Source organism: Moraxella canis, assembly GCF_034424565.1.
Classification (GTDB): Bacteria; Pseudomonadota; Gammaproteobacteria; order Pseudomonadales; family Moraxellaceae; genus Moraxella; species Moraxella canis.
In genome coordinates, this window is the sequence record NZ_CP139961.1 from 1,281,143 (window position 1) to 1,302,045 (window position 20,903).

Sequence of the window (20,903 nt, forward strand, 5' to 3'; positions counted from 1 at the left end):
ATTAAAAAACTAGCAAAGGAAATCTTATGAGTGTGAATAAGGTCATTCTTGTGGGTAATTTAGGTAACGACCCAGAAGTTCGTAATTTTGATAATGGTGGCATGATCGCAACGGTATCGATCGCTACTTCTGAGCGCTGGACGGACAGAAATACGGGCGAGCGTAAAGAGCATACCGAATGGCACCGTGTGGTATTCAACAACCGATTGGCGGAGATTGCCTCACAATATCTTCGTAAAGGCTCACAGATTTATGTTGAGGGCAGTTTGCGCACACGCAAGTGGCAAGATGCCCAGACAGGTCAAGAGCGTTATACAACAGAGATCCGCGCTGATAATATGCAAATGCTTGGCAGCCGTGCCAGCGGTGATAATAGCGGCTATGCCAATCCTCAAGGTGGCTACACTGGTAATCAGCCATATCAAAATCCAAGAAATCAAGGTGGGCAATATCCAAATAACGCCTATCAACAAGGTAATCAATTTGGTGGTCAAAATTCATCAGGATATGCGCCGCCTCAGCCAAACCAAGCTTACCCAAATTCAGGCTATCCCCAAGAGCGAGCGCCTCAGGCTCAGGGTAACCCGATGGCACAAAACCACTCTTTTGGGCAGCCAGCGCACATTGAGCAAAATACAGACGCACCGTCTACCCAAAAGCCAAATACGCCACCAGCGAATAAGCCCGTGATCACGCCATCACAAGGTTTGTCGGATGATGATATGCCTTTTTGAGTTACATATAATTTAAAACTGTAAAATAAAATCCATATAAATATAGAGAACCCTTTATTTTAAAAGGGTTCTCTTTTTTACATTATTTTTGACAAACATCTTTAATTTGATAGTATTTATATATGATATTTTTGTAAATTAAATGAATATGCATAGATTAGAAACAGTTCTTTTTTCAAATGGAGAACGTTTTCCTATATTGGTTAATGTTAAAACTGGTATTCCTGATTTTTATTCAACCTTATGGGTAACTGTAGAACTACGTAATCAATCCGCAGTAAACACAATTAGAAATAAGCTGGGAACTATACAGTGGATAATGAATTGGGAAAAACAGAATAATCTTGTTATTAGTGATCTAATTCATAACAAAGTACTCTTAACAGAAAACCAATTAGAATCTCTTATCCAACATATGAGAATAAATATAAAAAAGCGAAAGAATGTAATCAATACAAAAAAAAGTGTGTTAATGAAAGGTAGGACTCAATTTATTGATATTTATTCTGCCGTATCTCTTAGTCATCAATATAATAGACTAACAACGCTTTCAGAATACATATTATTTCTATCTAAAGTAATTAATGTACCTAATGAATATATTGAAAAATTGACGAAACTAATTGCGTTAATTAAAGAGTCAAGACCTAAAAATCATAAAACATTATCTATCAAACCAGAAAGTGAGCTACCTGATGGATTGTTAGATGAGTTTATGTCTATTGCGAACTTTTCTAATCCTAATAATCCATTTCAAGATATTGGAATTAGAAAAAGAAACCATTTGATGTTTATCTTATTAAAGGAATTAGGGATTAGAAGAGGAGAGCTATTATCAATTCAAATCCCATTTATTGATATAGGAACAGCTAAATCCTCAATTACAATTAGACGAACACATGATGATAAATTTGACACAAGGAAGAAGCAAGCTGTAAGTAAAACGAAAGAAAGGCGACTTCCTATTTCACAAAATATAGCTCAACTTATCAATGACTATATTATGAACTATCGCTCTAAGATTCCTAACGCTAATAAACATCCATATTTATTTGTAACCCATCGAAAAGGAAAAACGCAAGGAAACCCAATTAGTACCAGTTCTTTTGATAACGTTATTGTACCAACAATGAAAAAGATAGATCCTAAATTTTCTATTATTCATCCGCATATTTTTCGTCATGAATGGAACTTAGATTTTTCACGAAAGGTGGATAAAAATAATCAAAATATAAATCATGATTTCTCTCATAAAGATTTTATTTCTTCCGAAAAAGAAGCAAAGATGAGACAACATCTTATGGGACATACATCCGAGAAATCAGGAAATATTTATAATCAACGTTATATAAGAGAAAAAGCTAACAAGATATTATTAGATCTTCAGATTGAGTTTCAAAAAAAGGTTGATAATTATGAATCAGAATAAACGTCTTAGACAGTCAAGAGATGGGTATGTATTTGATGAAAATGAAAACTCTTGGCATATAAGTAAAGATATTACAATTAATTTCTCTCAAGCTGTATTAGATATAGATCATAAAACACTAGCAGGATTTAAAAAAACACTTGCTATTTATGCTGAAAAATATTCTAGCTACCATACTTTTAATATGCATCGTCGATTCCAAGAATTCGTAATAAGTACTAACTCAAATATTATTGATACATCTGTGATAATAAATTGGAAAGCTACTTTAGGTAAAGAGCGTGAGTGGCATTTAGGAGCATTAAAGGGTTTTTTACTGTCATGGCATGAGTATGGCTATTGTGGAGTTGATAAATCTGTTGTGTCATTGCTAGAAAGCTTTACGTTGAGTGGAAATGATAAAGGTAAATCGGTATTAATGAGATGCCCTTATACAGGAGCATTTACCGAAAATGAAATTTTGGCTTTAATGGCTGAACTTGCTAGACTTTGGAGAGAAGATCTTATTTCATTTGAAACATATGCATATATTCACTTACTTCAATCTACAGCTAGAAGACCCATTCAAATACGCCATTTAAAATTTGAAGACCTAAGAAAGGAAATCTCTCAAGGAACATGGAATTATTTTCTAAATATCCCTAGTGCAAAAAAAGAGGAGGGCTATTTAGAGAAACGTTTAAAAAGCTTGCTATCACAGAGGACTTATATTTAATTCTCCTAAACTTTATGGAACATCAATATAAGAAATTGCTTAGTCTGGTTGATGAAACCTTTATTTCTAGTTATAAAATGAAATTACCAATGTTTATTGATTGGAATTGTTTAAAGAAGAATATCAAAAATAGGAATTTTGATCTTTCATTATTAAACAAAGATATTTTTCATTATTCTGCTTCTTCGTTGGAGCTATACGCATTACGAAAATTCTGTATTCACCAAAAAGCAATTTCAGAACGAACAGGTGAAATTATTCATGTAACAGCAAGACGTTTTCGCCATACTAGAGGAACAAATCTAGGAAGAAAAGGGGTTGGGGCAACGATTATAGCAGAGCTCCTAGATCATACAGATACACAAAACGTTAAAGTTTATACTGAAAATACAGCTGATACAGTGCAATACATTGATCGTGTTATGGGTGCTGAAATGGGAAAACTAGCTCAAGCATTTACAGGTAGAATTATTTCTAACTTAAATGAAAGCGAGAGGGGGTACGATCCAACATCTTTAATAACCAATAACGGAATAGATACAATAGGTGCTTGTGGTACAAATGATTTTTGTATAACTGGCTATGAAACTTGTTATTTATGTCCTAAGTTTAGACCGCTCGTTGATGGTCCTCATCAACAAATCTTAAATAAGTTGTATAAGGAAAAGGAAGAGCGTTTAAAACAAACCAAAAGCATAGATTATGCATCATCCAAAGATCGTATTATTTTAGCTGTTGAGTATGTTGTTCAAGCTTGCAATGATATGAAAAGAACTATTGGGAGCCACTAATTATGAATAATCTAATTTTTACTCCACAAGATAATAATCCTAAATCTAATTTAGAGCAATTTATTAATTTCAGTAAAAATCAGCTTACTACCTTTGGAAATGATTGCTGGGAAAACAACCAATGGAAAACAACATTCAGCATTTATCCAGTTCAGGTTCGTTTTTCCACAGAAAGAATTAAATCTACAGCTTATAAATATGAGCCATTAGCTGCACCATTCATTGAATTTGCCAAAGCCTATATTCGTTATACTTATTCTCTAAATCCTATTCGGAATTTAGCCCGACATACTGAATCTTTACGTATAGTTGAAATGGCTCTCTACAATATTAAAGGAAAAGCTGACATACTTCAGCTTGATTATTTAGTTATTCATGAAGTAGAAAATATCGTATCAAAAAAATATAAAAAAGGTACGGAATCAGTCAATAAATTAGGTTATCAAATTCAAAAATTATTTGATTTTTGTAGAGAAAATCAAATTACACCTCAACTACCTTTATGGAAAAGTCCTTACAAACGCCCTAGAGATTTGACTATATTACTGGATGAAAAAGGAAAAGAATACCGTTCAAGTAAAATGCCAACTGATGAAGAAATGATGCTGGTTGCTAAACTCTTTCATGATGCCCCCAATTTAGACAAAGAAACTGAATATTACACAGCTGTTATGGCTCTACTTATGGTTGCTCCATCCCGTTGTTCTGAGTTAATGTCGTTATCTGTTAATTGCTTAGAATGGGAGAATGATAGCTTAGGAAATAAGCAATTAGGTATTCGATGGATACCCGCAAAAAATGGTAAAGTGGGATTAAAATGGGTTCCTAGCTGTATGCAAGATATTGTTGTTGAGGCCGTTAAACGCTTAACAAATATAGGCACCCTAGCAAGAGGAGTTGCTAAATTTGCAGAAAAAAATCCTAATATATTGATGTTATCCAATAAAGAGGCTTCGCCATCCCATTCTTTATACCAAAAGCCTTTAACTAAAAGTGAAATTGCTGAAGTACTAGATATTGACAAAAATAGCACTAATACTAAATGGTTTAAAAATTTAATAAGTGAAAATGATGGAATTATAACTTATGAGGTGTTAGGAAAATTTTTATATAAAAAATATACATCAAAATTTCATAATTGGCCTTATGTCGATAAACATAAAAATGTTAAGGTTTCTGAAGCTTTATTATTATTTAGAGAAAATGAATTTCATGATGACTTTTCCCCTAAAAGTTTTTCTTTTGTGTTACCAACGGTGAATCAAATTAATGATAGGTTTTGCTATTCTGAAACTCGTCCTAAAACATCATTATGGGAAAAACATTGTATAGGCACATCCAAAGGAGAATTCATAAGATTACCATCACACAATGCAAGACATTGGTTAAGTACAAAAGCTGAACGAGGAGGAATGGATGAGTTAACTTTAGCTAATTGGGCAGGACGAGCAAGAGTTGCAGATAACAAGGCTTATGATCACAGAACAGAAGAAGAAAAAAGTGAATCAGTTAGGAATTTACTCATTCCCGAAGATATTTCTATCTTAGATAAAATTCATTTGAATCTTCCTATTACCTATGAAGACTTAGGGAAAGATAGAATTGGAATCGCAACGGTAACAGAAATAGGGATCTGTGAACATGATTATGCAATGTCTCCATGTTCTCGTCATGGAGATTGTGAAACATGTAAAGAGCTTGTTTGTATTAAAGGTTTAGAGCACTCCTTAGAAATCTTAAAGGTGCGTGAATCCCAGATAACCGAACAATTTAATAAAGCTAAAGAGCACCATAAAATAGGTGTTTTTGGTGCAGATCGCTGGATAAGTAATTTAGGATGGAGACTAACTCACATAAAAACTAAAATTAAATTCTTAGAAGATGAGAGCATCCCAAATGGTTCATTATTAAGGATGCCTGATGAGTATGATCCTTCCCCTATTAAATTAGCTTTGTTGGAAAGAGGAATGGATCTAGATATACAGAAGAAAGAAACAGCTAAGTTAGACGATGATTTATATAAACTAATGGAGTTATAGTATGCCTAAAATTCTTATTACAGAAGAAAATTTAGAAGATATAATCATGTTGATTAATACTTGGGAGGGTAAATTAACATGGGATTTACTCTGTCATAAAGTGGCAGAACTACTGAATGTTAAAAGTATTGAGAGACAGTCTCTTGCAAATTATTCAGATATTCAAACAGCCTTTACTAGACGAAAACAAAAAATAAAAGAAAGTACTAAAGCTAATCCAGAACCGAATGTAACAATGGATTATCTGCAAAAGCAAGTTAAGAATTTAAAAGCTCAAGTACAACGTTTGGAAGAAATTAATGAGCGATATAAACAGCAATTTATTGTATGGCAATATAATGCATATATGCATGGGATGACAGAAGATAAGCTAAATAAGCCACTTATTGCAGTTAATCGCCAGCATCGATAAAGAGATACCGTTTGAAATTTAAATTTCAAACAGTATTTTTTCAAAAAGATTATCCTTCTCTTCTTGGGATTCTATCCTCCGGTGTTACTGATGTTAATTTGGCTAATTTCGGGGCTAGCCATTCTCTGAGGTCATCCATTAAGGAATAAACTACAGGCACAAATACTAGGCTCAACAAGGTTGAGGCGATTAAACCACAAATGACAGCGATTGCCATAGGTGCTCTAAATGCCGCGCCTGCACCGCTGGCAAACACGGCCGGGATCATTCCCGCTACCATTGCAATGGTGGTCATTAAAATCGGGCGGACACGTTCCGAATACGGCACTTATGGCGAAATCGTAAATATGCCCGTTCACGCTGTGGTAAAACACCCTGAAAACCTCACAATGGAACAAGCTGCGGCAAGTTGGATGATGTTTGTAACCGCATACGGCGGTTTGATTGAATTTGGCAAGGTGCAAAAAGGCGATTTTGTTGTATTGGGCGGAGCGACCAGCTCGGTAGGCATTGCCGCCATTCAAATCGCCAAAATGCAAGGGGCAAACGTGATTGCTCTGTCTCGCACGCACGCCAAAGGCGATGTGCTTTTACAGAAAGGGGCGGATTTTGTGATTGCCACCAAAGAAGATGACGTTACGGCTAAATTACTAGAAATTACAAACGGCAAAGGCGTGAATTTGGTGTTCGACCCTTTGGGTGGCAAAGAAGCAGCAAAAATTATCAACGCAATGACACAAGACGGCAAATACATCATCTACGGTGCATTAAGCCACGATGATATCGCCGTGCCTGTGTTCCCAATTTTAGGCAAACACTTAACCGTGCGAGGCTATGAATTGTTTGAAATCACTACCGTACCAGAAAAACTCGCTCAAGCGAAAAAATTCGTGTTTGACGGCTTAGCAAGCGGTCAATTAAAACCAGAAATTGACAAAGTTTTTGCTTTTGATGAAATGGCGGAAGCTCACCGTTATATGGAAAGCAATGCACAGATTGGGAAGATTTTGGTAAAGGTTTGATTGTTTTAAGGTAAATATGCCGTCTGAAAAATAAGTTTCAGACGGCACATCGTTATTTTACCTGCCGATTAAGCCACCACACCAGCGAGAGCATCACAGGCACTTCCACCAGCACACCGACCACCGTTGCCAATGCCGCCCCAGAATGCAAACCGAACAAAGAAATTGCCACCGCCACCGCTAATTCAAAAAAATTACTCGTGCCAATCAAGCACGCAGGGGCGGAAATTTCGTGTGGTAATTTGAGCTATTTTGCCAAAACGTGAGCCAAGGCAAAAATGCCGTAAGTCTGTGCCAGCAAGGGAATGGCAATCAGCAAAATAATCAAGGGATTGGCAATAATGGTTTGGGTTTGAAAGGCAAACAGCAACACCACCGTCAAAATCAAACCCATAATGGAAAAAGGTTTCAGGCTGCCTGAAAAATATTCCGCTATTCTTTTTCTTTAATACCTTGAATAATCTGACACTTATCAACCGTTTTATTTTCACAACCCACAAATTGCATTAGAAAAGTTTTAACTTGTTGTAGTTCTGTGATTTGTTCGTCCAAATATGCCAAATGTTGCTCGGCAAGTGCATGGATTTCATTGCATTGTTTGTTAGGCGTTTGTTGTAATTGCAACAGCGTTTTGATGTTACTTAAAGAAAGACCGATATTACGGCAAGTTTTAATAAAGCGTAATTGTTCTAACTGATTGTCATCAAACACACGATAGCCGTTTTGTTGATGTGTAGGGGCGATTAAGCCTTGTTTTTCATAATAACGAATGGTTTCCAAATGTACGCCTGTTTGTTCACTGGCTTGTTTTATTTTAAAAAATTTTGACATTTTGGCTTGACCCTGTAATGACTACGGAGTTTATAGTATAGCAAATTTCATCTTAAAACAGGATCAAAAAAAATGGCGTGCCAAAATTGTTGTGGTTCAAATCAGCCCATTCATCAATCGCCCAAGTACAAAAAAGCCTTGTGGATTGTCTTGATATTAAATTTATCAATGTTTTTTGTGGAAATTGTGATGGGGGTTAAATCAGGTTCAACTTCGCTGTTGTCGGACAGTTTGGATTTCTTGGGCGACAGTGCCAATTATTTGATAAGTTTGATTGTTTTGCCAATGGCGTTAAGTTACCGAGCCAAAGCATCTATGGTTAAGGGGCTAACGATGGGCGTTTTTGGTTTATTTATTTTAATGACAACCATTTATCGTGTGTTTTATGGGGAAATGCCCAGTTATTCTGAAATGAGCATTGTGGGATTTTTGGCGTTGTTGGTGAATGTGTCAGCGGTGTTGATATTATTAAAATTTCGTGATGGCGACAGCAATGTCCGCAGTGTGTGGCTTTGTTCTCGCAATGATGCGATTGGTAATGTGGCAGTGATTTTGGCTGGTATAGCAGTTTATTTTTTTCAATCAAAATATCCTGATTTAATTGTGGCGTTTATTTTGGCATTTTTAGCATTACAAGCCAGTCAAGAAATCATCAAAAGGGCTTGGGTGGAATTAAAAGTCAGTTAATTTAAAACACCGTTTGGATTGATGTTCAAGCGGTGTTTTTATTTTTAAATTTTGCAAAATAACTTTCAGGCTGCCTGAAAAACCTACACCCCTTTATTCCCCAGCGATTTTCGGTTTATCCACCACACCAGCGAGAGCATCACAGGCACTTCCACCAGCACACCGACCACCGTTGCCAATGCCGCCCCAGAATGCAAACCGAACAAAGAAATTGCCACCGCCACCGCCAATTCAAAAAAATTACTCGTGCCAATCAAGCACGCAGGGGCGGAAATTTCGTGTGGTAATTTGAGCCATTTTGCCAAAACGTGAGCCAAGGCAAAAATGCCGTAAGTCTGTGCCAGCAAGGGAATGGCAATCAGCAAAATAATCAAGGGATTGGCAATAATGGTTTGGGCTTGAAAGGCGAATAGCAACACCACCGTCAAAATCAAACCCATAATGGAAAAAGGTTTCAGGCTGCCTGAAAATTGTGCCACCGATTTACCCGATTTTTGTAAATAAGAGCGGGTAAGCCAGCCTGCCAGCAAGGGCAACAGCACATACAAAACCGTGCTTAAAATCAAGGTATTCCACGGAATTTCTATGTCGCTTACGCCGAGCAATACGCCTGCAATCGGAGCATACGCCACAATCATAATCAAATCATTGACCGAAACCTGCACCAAAGTGTAATTGGGGTCGCCTTTGACCAGTTGCGACCACACAAACACCATTGCCGTACACGGTGCCACACCCAGCAAAATCATGCCGGCAATGTATTCTTGTGCCGACTGTGCGTCCACCCAACCTGCAAAAAACACCCGAAAAAACAACCAGCCGAACACCGCCATCGTAAACGGCTTGACCAACCAGTTGATAAATAAGGTTAAAAATAAGCCCTTTGGTTTTTTGCCCACGTCTTTGATTGCCGACCAATCAATCTGAATCATCATCGGATAAATCATCAGCCAAATCAGTATCGCCACAGGCAAATTCACATGAGCCACTTCCAAAGATGCAACCCATTGAAATACATTGGGCAACCAAACACCCAAAACCACGCCCAGCACAATCGCCAACGCCACCCAAAGGCTTAAAAAACGTTCAAACAACCCCATGATTTACTCCTTATGATTAATAATTTCGCCGTCTTCTTTGACAAACGGGATCGCAAAAGGCGGTAAAAATGCCAAAACTGTTTCGGACGGACGGCATAATTTCACGCCTTTTTCGCTCACCATAATCGGACGATTGATTAAAATCGGTTCACGAAGCATGGCGGAAATGAGTTCGTCATCGCTTAACTTTTCGTTTTGCAAACCAAGCGTTTCATACGGCACTACATTCGTCCTAAGTAACTGGCGGGGCGTGATGCCCATGCGTTTGATTAAATTACGCAAGGTCGTTTCACTTGGCGGATTTTTCAAATATTCAATCACTTGTGGCTCAATACCAGCGTGGCGGATGAGTGCCAGCACATTGCGTGAAGTACCGCAGTTTGGGTTGTGATAAATGGTAATGTTCATAGTTACTTCAATCTTTCAAGAAATATAGAAATATTTGGCAATAATTTTTCAGGCTGCCTGAAAATCACTGGCAAGATTCGCCTGTTTGAGAACAGCAGTTTTGGGTCAGAAAATGGGTCAATGCCATCATCAAATCCAGCTCGGCAAAATAACGCATGTGCCGTCCTTCCTGCACCACACGCACAAGCCCCGAATGCAACAGGCTTTTTAGATGAAAAGACACATTATTCGGGGCAAGGTTAAGCTGTTTTGCCAAGTCGCCAGCAATCATGCCAGTACTGCCTGCGGCGGTAAGTTGTTGAAAAATCGCCAGTCTTATCGGAGAAGACAGGCTCTCAAAGAGTTTGCTTGCTTGTATCGTATTCATAGGCGTAATTATAACAAGAAATTTCAATATTTCAAGTATGATTGAAATGTTTTTTAATTGTCCGAAGCCACCTTTCCAAATCCAAAAACCCACTTCCCATTTTTCGCTATTCTTATCCTAATTTCAATACATTAAAATACGCTCATTCCATTTCATAAATAAGGTAAAAAAAATGACCAAACAAATTCAATTTACAAAAACAGGTTCGCCTGATGTCCTGCAAATCGTTGATGTACAAATCCCCGCCCCCAAATCGGGCGAAGTGCAAATCCAAATGCACGCTTTGGGGCTAAAGGCAGAAATCATAATCACATCATTTAAGTACACTTACACCAGCGTGTAATTGGGGTCGCCTTTGACCAGTTGCGACCACACAAACACCATTGCCGTACAAGGCGCCACCCCAAGCAAAACATACCTGCAATGTACTCGCCTGCCGATTGTTCATCTACCCAGCCAGCAAAAAACACCTTAAAAAACAACCAGCCCACAAGTGCCATCGTAAAAGTCTGTTATCAAGCTATGGCATTCATCTGCTTTGATGGTGGTTAAAAATCGCCCAAGCCTTTTAAGATGGGGCAGTCGGGATTGTCATCGCCCCCGCAGGCATCGCTCCACACTTGCAGGGTGTGTTGCATTGATTTTAATTCTTTGATTTTATTGGATAAAAAATCAATATGACTGGCGGTGAGCGTTTTGACCTGAGCACTTGTGCGGTGTGGATTGTCTTGCAGTGCCAAAAGCTCGCCAATCTGTGCAAGCGAAAAGCCCACGCCCCTTGCTTTGGCGATGAATTTTAGCCGAGCGATGTCATTGGAGTTATAAATCCGATAACCTGCTTCACTGCGTGATGGGTTAATTAATAAGCCTGCTTTCTCATAATCACGGATTTGTTTGACGGAAAGTTGGGTAGATTTAGACGCTTGTCCGATGTTCATTGTTGCTCCTTATTGAGTGGTGTGTAAAAAAATGTTATCAAGTAAAAATAACCCTTGACCCTAACGCAAGGTTATGGTTTATGATACACACATCAAAACAAAAAATCAATGCTTTTAATCGCTTAAAAGCACTTTGTTTTAATAATCCACTTTAACTTAACATTCGGAGAAACTGTTATGAACGTTGATTTTGTTCAAAACCGACACGCCCATTGCGGCTGCCAGTCTTGCACGGGGCAAAACTGCCGTCCGGACTGCCAATGCCAAAACGGCAAGCCCTGCATTTGTGATGACTGCACTTGCAACGGCTGTGCGTGTGAATCGTAAAACCAAATAGTGAAATGGACATTGGGCGAATCTGTCATTTGCCCAATGTTATCAATGCCCATTTTGACAAGGAGAATCCAATGACATTCATCAAAAACCGTGCCGTCCGCCTGCTGCTGCCGGCCGCCTTGGTCGCTGCCGGTCTGGCGGCGCTGATTCCGACCGTTTCCGCACAAGCGGCGGACGTGGAAGTGTGGAAAGATCCGAACTGCGGCTGTTGCAGCGACTGGATCAAACACATGGAAGCCAACGGCTTCAAAGTCACCGTTCATCAAACCGGTAACCGCGAAGCGCGCAGCCGTCTGGGCATGCCCGATCGCCACGCCTCCTGCCATACGGCCAAAATCGGCCGCTACGTCATCGAAGGCCATGTGCCGGCAGCCGATATTCGGCGGCTGTTGCAGCAACAACCTGACGCCGTCGGCCTAGCCGTGCCCGGCATGCCCTTGGGTTCTCCCGGCATGGACGGCCCCGCCTACGGCAACCGCCGCATGGCGTATCAAGTGCTGCTGGTGCAAGCCAACGGCGGCAATCAGGTTTTTCAGTCCTACCCGGCCCAACCCTGAAAGAGAGCGTCATATGCAACCCATCAGCAGACGTCGGATACTGCAATACGGCATCGGGCTGGCATTGGGCTGGCCGCCTGCTCGCGCAACAGTGAAACGCAGCAGATGCCGGGCGGCGCACACCAGGGACATGACATGCGCAACGCCATGCACGGCACGCCGGCCAGCGCCGGATCGGCGCCGGCAGGCGCAACGGCATTGATGCCGTCCGAAGCCATGCCCGCCGGCGCCGCCCTGTCTGCCTTGCCGCTGCTGGCCAACCGTTCTGCCCGAAGCGCTCATTTTCAGGCCGAGCTGACCGCGCAAGTAACGCACACCGTGCTGGCAGGCGGCAAAACAACCGAAATCTGGGCCTACAACGGCCAATTGCCCGGCCCGCAAATCGTGGTGCAGGAAGGCGACACGGTGGAAATCCGTTTTCGCAACGCATTGCCGCAGCCAACCACCCTCCACTGGCACGGGCTGGATGTCCCGGCGCAGGCGGACGGCAACCCGCAAGACCCGGTGCCGCCGGGCGGCCAGCGCGTCTACCGCTTCACCCTGCCGGAAGGCAGCGCGGGCACCTACTGGTATCACCCCCATCCGCACGAGCATGTATCGGAGCAGGTATACCGGGGATTGGCTGGCACACTGATTGTCCGGGCCAAAGATGATCCCTTGGCCGGCAGGCCGGAGCAGCATTGGCTGATTTCCGATCTGCGGCTGGCGGCAGACGGCAGCATTCCGCCCAACACCCCGACCGACTGGATGAACGGACGCGAAGGCGAATTTGTGCTCATCAACGGCCAATACCGCCCCGACATCCGTGTGCAGGGAAACGAGCGCATCCGCATCTGGAACGCCACCAGCGCCCGTTACCTGCGTTTGCAGATACCCGGCATCTCATGGATCGTGGTGGGCAGCGACGGCGGATTGCTGGAACAACCGTTGCCTGCGGTCAGCGAACTGTTTCTGGCGCCCGCCGAACGGGTGGAAGTGATTTTGCAGGGCACGGCGCCAACCCGGGCGGCGCTGCACAGCCTGTATTACGATCGCCAGAAAATGATGGTACAGGAAACACCGTCCACGCTCACCCTGGCCCACGTCCGTTTTGCCGGGGAGCAGGCCGACATCCCGCCCAAACTGCGCACCCTGCCACCATGGGGAGACATCCAAGCGCAACAGACCGTGGCATTCAGCGAAGTGATGAACATGATGAATCACAGCGGCATGAACCATGGCAGCATGAACCACGGCACGGCAACGGGCACGGTAGGCGCCGACACCCCGCCGCCGATGATGACCGGCATGTTTCTGGTCAACGGCAAAACCTTCGACATGAAGCGCATTGATCTGCACACCCGGGCGGGGCAAAGCGAAGAATGGATGCTGCAAAACCTCTCCCATATGGATCACCCCTTCCATCTGCACGGCACCCAGTTTGAAATCATCCGCCGCGAATGGCAGGGCAAGCGCGAGAACGCCGCGTATCGCGCCCTGAAAGACACCGTCAACCTGCGCCCCAACGAAACGGTATGGATCCGCACCCGGCAAAACCATCCCGGCCTGAAAATGTTCCACTGCCACATTCTCGAACATGAAAACCTCGGCATGATGGGCATGCTGGAAGTGAAAGCATAACCGGGTTTGCCAAGGCGGCTTTCAGGCAGCCTTTAAAACAAGCCCCAAGGAAATGATGATGCCGACTTGTCGGACACATCGGCAAGCGATGTTCTGAACCTTCTGCTTTTTCAGACGGCATCGGTATTTGCAGGCAGCCTGAAAAAACCGTCATTCTGACCGGCCCAATGCGTACCTGCTTTTTCGGTAAACGACCGGTGATGACCCTATGAACCCAACAGGAGAAATTGTGATGAAGCAAGAAACACACAAACCGCCCAAACACCACGAGTGCCGACACGGACACGGACAGCACCGCCCTGTGCAGACACCGTCCGATGCAGCGGCTGCTTCGGGCTACACCTGCCCGATGCATCCGGAAATCCGGCAAGACCGCCCCGGCAACTGCCCTCTTTGCGGTATGGCATTGGAGCCGCTGATGCCTGAATTGGACGACGACAATCCGGAGCTGCGTGATTTTTCCCGACGCTTTTGGTACACGCTGCCCCTGACGGCGGCAGTGCTGGTGCTGGCAACGGCTGCCGTGATCGCTGGTTTTTATCTGCTGCGAGAGCACTGGGGCCATGTTCTGGGTTATTGGCCCTACCTGCTGCTGCTCGCCTGTCCGCTAATGCACCTGATGCACGGCCACGGCGGCCATGGTGGGCACGGCAACCATGCGCAGCCGCCACGGCGCACCAACAACAAGGAGTAAGCAATGGACATACATTCACACCACCATCACGGCAGTCACCCCCCTGCCGAGCCAGCCTCGCCAAAGGATCTAAAGGATCCGGTGTGCGGCATGATCGTTACGGAGCAGTCTGAACACAAATTGACGCACGAAGGGCGGCCCTACTATTTCTGTAGCGCCAAGTGCCAAGGCAAGTTCGCAGCGAACCCACTGCAATACCTTGTATCTACTGCACCCGAGGACACCGCGCCCGAGCCGGCCGGCACCATCTACACCTGCCCCATGCACCCCGAAGTGCAGCAGGATCATCCCGGCAACTGCCCTCTTTGCGGTATGGCATTGGAGCCGCTGATGCCTGAATTGGACGACGACAATCCGGAGCTGCGTGATTTTTCCCGACGCTTTTGGTACACGCTGCCCCTGACGGCGGCAGTGCTGGTGCTGGCGATGTTCGGCGAGCGTCTGAACCTGATGGATATGGCCGCACAAAGCTGGGTAGAGCTGGTGCTGTCGCTGCCGATCGTGCTGTGGGCGGGGCTGCCGTTTTTCTCACGGGGTTGGCAGTCGCTGGCAAACCGTAGTCCCAATATGTGGACGCTGATTGCACTGGGAACGGGTGCAGCCTTCGTTTACAGCGTTGTTGCCACCGCTGCACCCGGCATCTTTCCGGCATCGTTTGTATCGATGGGGCGGGTCGGCGTGTATTTTGAGGCGGCGGCCGTCATCATCTCGCTGACCTTGCTCGGCCAGATGCTCGAACTCAAAGCCCGGTCGCAGACTTCGGCGGCAATCAAGACCCTGCTCGGACTGGCGCCCAAAACCGCACGGCGTATCGGCCCGGGCGGTGCTGAAGAAGATGTGCCGCTCAGCCACATCCACATCGGCGACCTTCTGCGTGTGCGCCCCGGCGAAAAAGTGCCTGTCGATGGCGTGGTGGTTGAGGGCGCAAGCTCGGTAGATGAATCGATGCTGACCGGCGAACCGCTGCCGGTGCGCAAAGCCACCGGCGACAAAGTCATCGGCGCCACGCTCAACACCGGCGGTGCGCTCGTCATCCGCTCCGAGCGCATCGGTTCGGAAACCGTGCTTTCGCAGATTGTCCAGATGGTGGCCCAGGCGCAGCGCTCCAAAGCACCGATGCAGCGTATGGCCGACGGGGTGGCAGGCTATTTCGTACTGGCGGTTGTCGCCGTTGCCGTTGCCACTTTCTTTGTCTGGGGCGTGTTCGGCCCGCAACCGTCTTGGGTGTTCGGGTTGATCAACGCCGTTGCGGTCTTGATTATCGCCTGCCCCTGTGCACTGGGACTGGCCACTCCGATGTCGGTGATGGTCGCCACAGGACGCGGGGCAGGCAGGGGCATATTGTTCCGTGATGCCGCCGCTATCGAAAACTTGCGGCGAGTAGACACTTTGGTGATTGATAAAACCGGCACACTCACCGAAGGCCGACCCGCCTTTGATCGTGCCGTTGCGGCAGCAGGCTTTTCCGCCGAAGAAGTGCTGCGTTTGGCCGCCAGCTTGGATCAGGGCAGCGAACACCCGCTGGCCGACGCCATTGTGCAGGCCGCACGGGCACAACAGCTGAAGCTGAGCAAACCCGAACAGTTTGATTCAGGCAGCGGCATCGGCGTGAGCGGCGTGGTTGAAGGGCGTGCGCTGGCACTGGGCAACACGGCGTTTATGCAGCAGAACGGGCTTAGCGTCGAACCACTGATCGAGCAGGCCGAATCCCTGCGCAGTGAAGGTGCCAGCGTGATATATCTGGCTGCGGACGAACATCTTGCGGGACTGCTTGCCGTCTCCGATCCTGTAAAAGACAGCACCCCCGAAGCATTGGCCTCGCTCAAAGCAGCCGGCCTGCGCATCATTATGGCAACCGGCGACGGATTGACCACGGCAAACGCCGTGGGCGCAAAACTGGGCATCGACGAAGTGCACGGCGAAGTCAAGCCCGCCGACAAACTGGCACTGATCGAGCGGCTTCAGAACGAAGGGCGGGTGGTCGCAATGGCAGGCGACGGCATCAACGATGCCCCCGCACTGGCCAAAGCCGATGTCGGCATCGCAATGGGTACCGGCACCGATGTGGCAATGAGCAGTGCGCAAATCACGCTGGTCAAAGGCGATTTGCGGGGTATTGCCACCGCACGCAAATTGTCTGAGGCCACCGTGCGCAATATGAAGGAAAACCTGTTATTTGCCTTCTTATACAACGGCCTAGGGGTTCCTGTTGCCGCCGGCGTGCTGTACCCCTTTACCGGCTGGCTGCTCTCGCCGATGATTGCCGCACTGGCGATGAGCCTAAGCTCGGCATCCGTGGTCGGCAACGCACTGCGGCTGCGCAAAAGCAAGTTGTAGACCACAGCTCCGCAGGCTTCTTCCAATGACAAAACGACCTCAAAAACACCGCTTTTGATAAAGCGGTGTTTTTTTATGCCGTCTGAAAAGGTCTTTAATACTTTTTCAGACGGCATTGTGTTTTTCAAACAGTTTCGCAGTGTGCGTCATTGCACCAACCCAATATTTCATCAGGAAAATGGTGCAACAAGTTGCACCCTACATCTTTGATGCTTTTTTAAGACGGCATTTTTTTCAGACGGACTAAAACGCCCAATCTTTCCATTTTTAAAAACCAACTTCCCATTTTTCGCCATTCTTATTGTTATTTTAAAACGCTAAAATACGCCCATTTTTAATATAGGTCAAAACAATGAGCAAACAAATCCAATTTACAAAAACAGGTTCGCCTGATGTCCTGCAAATCGTTGATGTACAAATCCCCGCCCAAAATCGGGCGAAGTGCAAATCCAAATGCACGCTTTGGGACTAAACCGTGCCGAGATGATGTATCGGGAAGGGGCGTATGTGATTGACCCTGTGTTCCCTGCGACTTTGGGTTATGCAGGGGCAGGCGTGGTCGTGGCGGTGGGCGATGACGCTGGCGAATTTCAAATCGGCGACAAAGTGAGCGTCTGATCTGCACCCCAAAAGTTGGACTAAAAACCAACTGATTAAGGTGCAGATTTTTTATGACGAAATACAACCAATCTTTCAAACAAGAAGTGATCGCATTTTTTCTCCAAAACGGGAAAAATTGCTCACTCACTCGCCAGCAATTTCAGCTTAAAGCCTCCACGCTACGTCGTTGGATTTCGCAATATAACTATAATGGAATCAATAGTTTAGCCGTACTGGGTAAGAAGCAAAAATATTCCCCAGAATTTAAATTAACCGTCATACAAGCGGTCAAAAAGGGGCAATTTTCTGCAGAAAGTGCTTGTCTGCATTTTGGTATTGCTAATTCAGGGGTGATTAGCCAGTGGTTGCAAGCCTTTGAAAAACAAGGTATAAACGGCTTATTTCCAAAGCCGAAAGGACGACCAGCAATGAAACCGAAATACCCGAAAATGCCTCCCCCACCCAAAACCGAAGAAGAACGCTTGCGTTATCGGATTTTGGAACTGGAAGCGGAGAATGCTTACCTAAAAAAGTTGCGGGAACTCAACCAAGCAAAAATGCGGAAAAAGTAGCCATCATGAAAATGTTGAGGGTAAATTTTTCCTTGGAAATATTACTCCATTTGACAGGTTTAAAACGCTGTTCATTCTTTTATCATTTACAGCTTAAAATTGATAAAAATGTGGCAATTAGGCAGGAAATTGTTGAGATTTATCGCAAAAATGACGGCAATTATGGCTATCGTCGTATTACGTTAGCATTGCGAAAAATGTTCGGTGCAATTAACCATAAGCGTGTGCAAGCGATAATGCAACAGCTTGATTTAAAAGGAAAATGTAAGCAGAGAAAATATCGTTCTTACAAAGGCGAAGTGGGTAAAATTGCCGAGAATTTATTGCGACAGGATTTTCACACAAACGCTCCAAATGAAAAGCTCGTCACGGATATTACCGAGTTTAAATGTGCGGAAGGCAAACTTTATCTTTCGCCGATTAAGGACTTATTTAATGGCGAAATTATCGCCTATGACCTTGCCCGAAGCCCAAACTTTGAGCAAATAATGCGAATGATGAAACAATCTGTCGCAAAGCTCCCGCAAGGAGCAAGCCCGATTTTACATTCCGACCAAGGATGGCAATATCAGATGGCAGGTTATCAGGCGATATTGAAACAAAATGGCATCGTGTAAAGTATGTCAAGAAAAGGAAATTGCTTGGATAACAGTGCGATGGAAAGCTTTTTCGGGCGATTGAAGACGGAATGTTATTTTGGTAAACGATTTGAAACATTTGAGCAACTCGAACAAACTATTCACAAATATATTCATTATTACAATCACGAGCGTATTCAAGTGAGACTAAAAGGGCTAAGCCCTGTGCAATACAGAACTCAGTCCTTGAATTAACGTAGTCTAACTTTTTGGGGGCAGATCAATAATTAAATTTTGTAAAAATAAATCATAAAAAACCAAGAGAAGAAAATACTCACTTTTATTAAAGCATCAAGACCATAAAATATTATCTATATAACCGGAAAGTGAATTACCAGATAGGTTATTAAATAAGTTCATATGTAGCCACTGTTATCGGTGTATTGGTTGAAGTGCCTGTGATACTCTCACTTGTTGCATTGTTAAACCGTTGGAATAGGCAGTGATAAGCAGTGGGATTTTCGCAATTTACAAATTTTCACGAAAATCCCTCTGTTTTTTATGGTTAGATACCACTATTCCACTTTAAACATCCCCATCATACCGAGATTTTCATGTTCCAAAATATGGCAATGGTACATTTTCAACCCAGTGTGTCCTTGCTTAAAGCGAATAATCACTTTTTCATAAGGGCGCAAATTGACTACATCTTTTAACGCCCTGCCTTCTGGCTTGAAGGTTTTGCCGTTTAATGTATGTTGAATCACTTCAAATTGAGTGCCGTGCAAATGGAACGGATGATCCATATGGCTTTCATTGAAAATTTCCCACTGTTCCACTTCATTCAATTTGGCAACAAAATCAATACGGTTCATATCAAAGGTTTGACCGTTGATTAAGAACATACCATTCATCATTGGTGGAATAGGGTTGTCCGTTGGTGTTGTAGTAGCGTGATGTGTACCGTGATTCATCATTGGCATATTCGTATGGTTCATCATTTTTTCACTAAAGCGAATTTGGCGAACCTGCTTTGGCTCATCCCAGTTAGGGAAGGACCTTAAGCTTTCAGGTAACTGAACAGGTTCTGATTTCACCTGAATTGTGGCTAAAGTGAGATCTTTAGGCTGTTCTTGCACCATCATCTTACGGCGATCATAATAACCGCTTTGTAAATTGACTGTTCCTTGCGTTTCACCCACCATAATCACTTCAACGCGTTCGGCTGGTGTAAGTAGCAGTTCATCAACAGGCGAGCGAGGTTTTTCAAGTAAACCACCTTCGGTACCCACCACAATCCATTTCACCCCTGGAATGTTTAAACGAAAATAACGAGCGCTAGTGGCATTCCAAAGACGGATTCGTTCATTCGTTTTCACTTGAATCTGGGGCTGATATTGACCGTTGATTAACACAAATTCACCCTCACGACCGTTCATCCAATCTAACATCGTGTTTGCTGGAATGGTGCCATCGGCATTTAAACGCAGATCGGAAATCACCCAATGTTGTTCAGGAAGGTGTGCAAGCGGATCATTTTTCGCTTTAACAACGAAAGTGCCTGCTAAGCCTTTATAGACTTGTTCGGAAACATGGTCATGTGGATGAGGGTGGTACCAATATGTCCCAGCACTGCCTTGAGGTAGCGTAAAGCGATAGACTTTTTTCCCTTGCGGTTCAACCATATCCATCGGGTTACCATCCGCCTCATTTGGTACATCTAAGCCGTGCCAATGTACTGTTGAGGGTTGTGGTAGGTGATTGATAAATTCAATTTCTACGGTATCGCCTTCAAATACTTCAATTTGTGGCCCTGGTAGTTGTCCGTTATAAGCCCAAAATTCCGTTTCTTTATTGTCTGCGAGGCGAATTTTAATTGGCTCTGCTTTTAAAGTGGCTTTGAATAGCCCAGCTTGAGTCGATTGATTAGCAAGTTTTGGCAATATCCCATTAAGCGATAAACCTGAAGGCATTGCCTCAGTTGGCATTAGGCCAGTAGGTACTGAATGCATCATCGCCATATTGCCATGTTGTGCGTGGTTCATCATATTCGCAAGGCTATAAAGGCTATAAAGCGAGCTACTAGCTAAGCTAATTCCAATTCCATAACGTAAAAAATCTCGACGTTTCATTCTT

Annotated in this window: 22 protein-coding genes and 5 pseudogenes; 18 read left to right on the top strand and 9 right to left on the bottom strand. The window is 44.2% G+C overall.

The window, feature by feature from the left end; genetic code table 11:
* Window positions 1-26: 26 nt before the first annotated feature.
* From ssb to U0021_RS05760, 6 genes are all read left to right on the top strand, one after another.
* The gene (gene ssb / locus U0021_RS05735) at window positions 27-734 is read left to right on the top strand and encodes a single-stranded DNA-binding protein (RefSeq protein ID WP_114800909.1); all 708 of its coding nucleotides are present in this window, start codon (window positions 27-29) and stop codon (window positions 732-734) included.
* A 142-nt stretch (window positions 735-876) separates the two neighbouring features.
* Window positions 877-2,163, top strand: a complete 1,287-nt coding sequence (locus U0021_RS05740) for a site-specific integrase (protein ID WP_205276564.1) — start codon at window positions 877-879, stop codon at window positions 2,161-2,163.
* Window positions 2,150-2,878, top strand: a complete 729-nt coding sequence (locus tag U0021_RS05745; protein WP_205276566.1) for a hypothetical protein — start codon at window positions 2,150-2,152, stop codon at window positions 2,876-2,878. The genes U0021_RS05740 and U0021_RS05745 overlap by 14 nt, the downstream gene beginning before the upstream one ends.
* Before the next feature lie 14 nt (window positions 2,879-2,892).
* Window positions 2,893-3,669, top strand: coding sequence for a tyrosine-type recombinase/integrase (locus U0021_RS05750; RefSeq protein WP_205276568.1), 777 nt, complete (start codon window positions 2,893-2,895; stop codon window positions 3,667-3,669).
* Window positions 3,670-3,671: 2 nt separating this feature from the next.
* The gene (locus tag U0021_RS05755; protein WP_114800910.1) at window positions 3,672-5,708 is read left to right on the top strand and encodes an integrase; all 2,037 of its coding nucleotides are present in this window, start codon (window positions 3,672-3,674) and stop codon (window positions 5,706-5,708) included.
* Between the two features lies 1 nt (window position 5,709).
* A complete protein-coding gene (locus U0021_RS05760; RefSeq protein ID WP_078255820.1) occupies window positions 5,710-6,120 on the top strand; it encodes a hypothetical protein in 411 nt (136 codons plus the stop codon).
* 49 nt (window positions 6,121-6,169) lie between these two features.
* Here U0021_RS05760 and U0021_RS09955 read toward each other — a convergent pair whose 3' ends face one another.
* Entirely contained in the window at window positions 6,170-6,415 is a 246-nt protein-coding gene (locus U0021_RS09955; protein WP_005653491.1) for an efflux RND transporter permease subunit, read from the bottom strand.
* On the opposite strand from U0021_RS09955, the gene U0021_RS05765 reads away from it, so the two are divergent.
* The gene (locus tag U0021_RS05765) at window positions 6,321-7,142 is read left to right on the top strand and encodes a zinc-dependent alcohol dehydrogenase family protein (RefSeq protein ID WP_114800911.1); all 822 of its coding nucleotides are present in this window, start codon (window positions 6,321-6,323) and stop codon (window positions 7,140-7,142) included. The two genes, U0021_RS09955 and U0021_RS05765, sit on opposite strands and share 95 nt — an antisense overlap.
* Window positions 7,143-7,389: 247 nt before the next feature.
* Here U0021_RS05765 and U0021_RS09990 read toward each other — a convergent pair whose 3' ends face one another.
* Together U0021_RS09990 and U0021_RS05775 are read right to left on the bottom strand one after the other, a co-directional pair.
* Window positions 7,390-7,524: a hypothetical protein gene (locus U0021_RS09990; protein WP_327037425.1), complete on the bottom strand. Its 135-nt coding sequence runs from the start codon at window positions 7,522-7,524 to the stop codon at window positions 7,390-7,392.
* 50 nt (window positions 7,525-7,574) lie between these two features.
* Window positions 7,575-7,973: a Cd(II)/Pb(II)-responsive transcriptional regulator gene (locus U0021_RS05775; RefSeq protein WP_078255818.1), complete on the bottom strand. Its 399-nt coding sequence runs from the start codon at window positions 7,971-7,973 to the stop codon at window positions 7,575-7,577.
* Between the two features lie 72 nt (window positions 7,974-8,045).
* Here U0021_RS05775 and U0021_RS05780 point away from each other — a divergent pair, with 72 nt between their 5' ends.
* The gene (locus U0021_RS05780) at window positions 8,046-8,660 is read left to right on the top strand and encodes a cation diffusion facilitator family transporter (protein ID WP_114801249.1); all 615 of its coding nucleotides are present in this window, start codon (window positions 8,046-8,048) and stop codon (window positions 8,658-8,660) included.
* 83 nt (window positions 8,661-8,743) lie between these two features.
* Here the strand turns inward: U0021_RS05780 and arsB are convergent, their stop codons facing one another.
* The 3 genes from arsB to U0021_RS05795 all read right to left on the bottom strand — a co-directional run bounded on the left by arsB (window position 8,744) and on the right by U0021_RS05795 (window position 10,535).
* Window positions 8,744-9,760: an ACR3 family arsenite efflux transporter gene (gene arsB, locus U0021_RS05785; protein WP_078255816.1), complete on the bottom strand. Its 1,017-nt coding sequence runs from the start codon at window positions 9,758-9,760 to the stop codon at window positions 8,744-8,746.
* Window positions 9,761-9,763: 3 nt separating this feature from the next.
* Complete coding sequence (gene arsC, locus U0021_RS05790; protein ID WP_114801247.1) at window positions 9,764-10,168, bottom strand: arsenate reductase (glutaredoxin); 405 nt, start codon at window positions 10,166-10,168, stop codon at window positions 9,764-9,766.
* Window positions 10,169-10,232: 64 nt separating this feature from the next.
* The gene (locus tag U0021_RS05795) at window positions 10,233-10,535 is read right to left on the bottom strand and encodes an ArsR/SmtB family transcription factor (protein WP_014550505.1); all 303 of its coding nucleotides are present in this window, start codon (window positions 10,533-10,535) and stop codon (window positions 10,233-10,235) included.
* 172 nt (window positions 10,536-10,707) lie between these two features.
* Here U0021_RS05795 and U0021_RS05800 point away from each other — a divergent pair, with 172 nt between their 5' ends.
* The gene (locus U0021_RS05800) at window positions 10,708-10,878 is read left to right on the top strand and encodes a hypothetical protein (RefSeq protein WP_208609382.1); all 171 of its coding nucleotides are present in this window, start codon (window positions 10,708-10,710) and stop codon (window positions 10,876-10,878) included.
* Here the strand turns inward: U0021_RS05800 and U0021_RS09965 are convergent.
* Together U0021_RS09965 and cueR are read right to left on the bottom strand one after the other, a co-directional pair.
* A complete protein-coding gene (locus tag U0021_RS09965) occupies window positions 10,863-10,919 on the bottom strand; it encodes a hypothetical protein (RefSeq protein ID WP_407666586.1) in 57 nt (18 codons plus the stop codon). The genes U0021_RS05800 and U0021_RS09965 overlap by 16 nt on opposite strands.
* 164 nt (window positions 10,920-11,083) lie before the next feature.
* The gene (cueR, locus tag U0021_RS05805) at window positions 11,084-11,473 is read right to left on the bottom strand and encodes a Cu(I)-responsive transcriptional regulator (protein WP_078255815.1); all 390 of its coding nucleotides are present in this window, start codon (window positions 11,471-11,473) and stop codon (window positions 11,084-11,086) included.
* Between the two features lie 190 nt (window positions 11,474-11,663).
* On the opposite strand from cueR, the gene U0021_RS05810 reads away from it, so the two are divergent.
* The 9 genes and pseudogenes from U0021_RS05810 to U0021_RS05845 all read left to right on the top strand — a co-directional run bounded on the left by U0021_RS05810 (window position 11,664) and on the right by U0021_RS05845 (window position 19,022).
* Window positions 11,664-11,810, top strand: coding sequence for a hypothetical protein (locus tag U0021_RS05810; protein ID WP_005612067.1), 147 nt, complete (start codon window positions 11,664-11,666; stop codon window positions 11,808-11,810).
* A gap of 70 nt (window positions 11,811-11,880) precedes the next feature.
* Complete coding sequence (locus U0021_RS05815) at window positions 11,881-12,366, top strand: DUF411 domain-containing protein (protein ID WP_078255814.1); 486 nt, start codon at window positions 11,881-11,883, stop codon at window positions 12,364-12,366.
* Between the two features lie 135 nt (window positions 12,367-12,501).
* Entirely contained in the window at window positions 12,502-13,986 is a 1,485-nt protein-coding gene (locus U0021_RS05820) for a multicopper oxidase family protein (protein WP_327037426.1), read from the top strand.
* A gap of 301 nt (window positions 13,987-14,287) precedes the next feature.
* Window positions 14,288-14,500: pseudogene (locus U0021_RS05825) on the top strand (heavy metal-binding domain-containing protein); the annotation flags it as partial.
* 63 nt (window positions 14,501-14,563) lie between these two features.
* Window positions 14,564-14,680 (top strand): annotated as a pseudogene (locus U0021_RS09970) (DUF2933 domain-containing protein); the annotation flags it as partial.
* A 90-nt stretch (window positions 14,681-14,770) separates the two neighbouring features.
* Window positions 14,771-14,821 (top strand): annotated as a pseudogene (locus U0021_RS09995) (hypothetical protein); the annotation flags it as partial.
* 99 nt (window positions 14,822-14,920) lie between these two features.
* A pseudogene (locus U0021_RS05835) lies at window positions 14,921-17,017 on the top strand (copper-transporting P-type ATPase); the annotation flags it as partial.
* Window positions 17,018-17,470: 453 nt separating this feature from the next.
* A complete protein-coding gene (locus U0021_RS05840; protein WP_013746103.1) occupies window positions 17,471-17,635 on the top strand; it encodes an alcohol dehydrogenase catalytic domain-containing protein in 165 nt (54 codons plus the stop codon).
* A gap of 53 nt (window positions 17,636-17,688) precedes the next feature.
* A pseudogene (locus U0021_RS05845) lies at window positions 17,689-19,022 on the top strand (IS3 family transposase).
* 320 nt (window positions 19,023-19,342) lie between these two features.
* Here the strand turns inward: U0021_RS05845 and U0021_RS05850 are convergent.
* On the bottom strand, window positions 19,343-20,899 hold the full coding sequence (locus U0021_RS05850; RefSeq protein WP_114801079.1) for a multicopper oxidase family protein: 1,557 nt from the start codon (window positions 20,897-20,899) through the stop codon (window positions 19,343-19,345).
* Window positions 20,900-20,903 lie beyond the last annotated feature (4 nt).

Bases quoted from the DNA above. Each gene is read 5' to 3' on its own strand.
- ssb (WP_114800909.1), top strand. From the start codon at position 27: ATGAGTGTGAATAAGGTCATTCTTGTGGGTAATTTAGGTAACGACCCA.
- U0021_RS05740 (WP_205276564.1), top strand. From the start codon at position 877: ATGAATATGCATAGATTAGAAACAGTTCTTTTTTCAAATGGAGAACGT.
- U0021_RS05745 (WP_205276566.1), top strand. From the start codon at position 2,150: ATGAATCAGAATAAACGTCTTAGACAGTCAAGAGATGGGTATGTATTT.
- U0021_RS05750 (WP_205276568.1), top strand. From the start codon at position 2,893: ATGGAACATCAATATAAGAAATTGCTTAGTCTGGTTGATGAAACCTTT.
- U0021_RS05755 (WP_114800910.1), top strand. From the start codon at position 3,672: ATGAATAATCTAATTTTTACTCCACAAGATAATAATCCTAAATCTAAT.
- U0021_RS05760 (WP_078255820.1), top strand. From the start codon at position 5,710: ATGCCTAAAATTCTTATTACAGAAGAAAATTTAGAAGATATAATCATG.
- U0021_RS05765 (WP_114800911.1), top strand. From the start codon at position 6,321: ATGACAGCGATTGCCATAGGTGCTCTAAATGCCGCGCCTGCACCGCTG.
- U0021_RS09955 (WP_005653491.1), bottom strand. From the start codon at position 6,415: ATGACCACCATTGCAATGGTAGCGGGAATGATCCCGGCCGTGTTTGCC.
- U0021_RS05775 (WP_078255818.1), bottom strand. From the start codon at position 7,973: ATGTCAAAATTTTTTAAAATAAAACAAGCCAGTGAACAAACAGGCGTA.
- U0021_RS05780 (WP_114801249.1), top strand. From the start codon at position 8,046: ATGGCGTGCCAAAATTGTTGTGGTTCAAATCAGCCCATTCATCAATCG.
- arsB (WP_078255816.1), bottom strand. From the start codon at position 9,760: ATGGGGTTGTTTGAACGTTTTTTAAGCCTTTGGGTGGCGTTGGCGATT.
- arsC (WP_114801247.1), bottom strand. From the start codon at position 10,168: ATGAACATTACCATTTATCACAACCCAAACTGCGGTACTTCACGCAAT.
- U0021_RS05795 (WP_014550505.1), bottom strand. From the start codon at position 10,535: ATGAATACGATACAAGCAAGCAAACTCTTTGAGAGCCTGTCTTCTCCG.
- U0021_RS05800 (WP_208609382.1), top strand. From the start codon at position 10,708: ATGACCAAACAAATTCAATTTACAAAAACAGGTTCGCCTGATGTCCTG.
- cueR (WP_078255815.1), bottom strand. From the start codon at position 11,473: ATGAACATCGGACAAGCGTCTAAATCTACCCAACTTTCCGTCAAACAA.
- U0021_RS05815 (WP_078255814.1), top strand. From the start codon at position 11,881: ATGACATTCATCAAAAACCGTGCCGTCCGCCTGCTGCTGCCGGCCGCC.
- U0021_RS05820 (WP_327037426.1), top strand. From the start codon at position 12,502: ATGCGCAACGCCATGCACGGCACGCCGGCCAGCGCCGGATCGGCGCCG.
- U0021_RS05840 (WP_013746103.1), top strand. From the start codon at position 17,471: ATGCACGCTTTGGGACTAAACCGTGCCGAGATGATGTATCGGGAAGGG.
- U0021_RS05850 (WP_114801079.1), bottom strand. From the start codon at position 20,899: ATGAAACGTCGAGATTTTTTACGTTATGGAATTGGAATTAGCTTAGCT.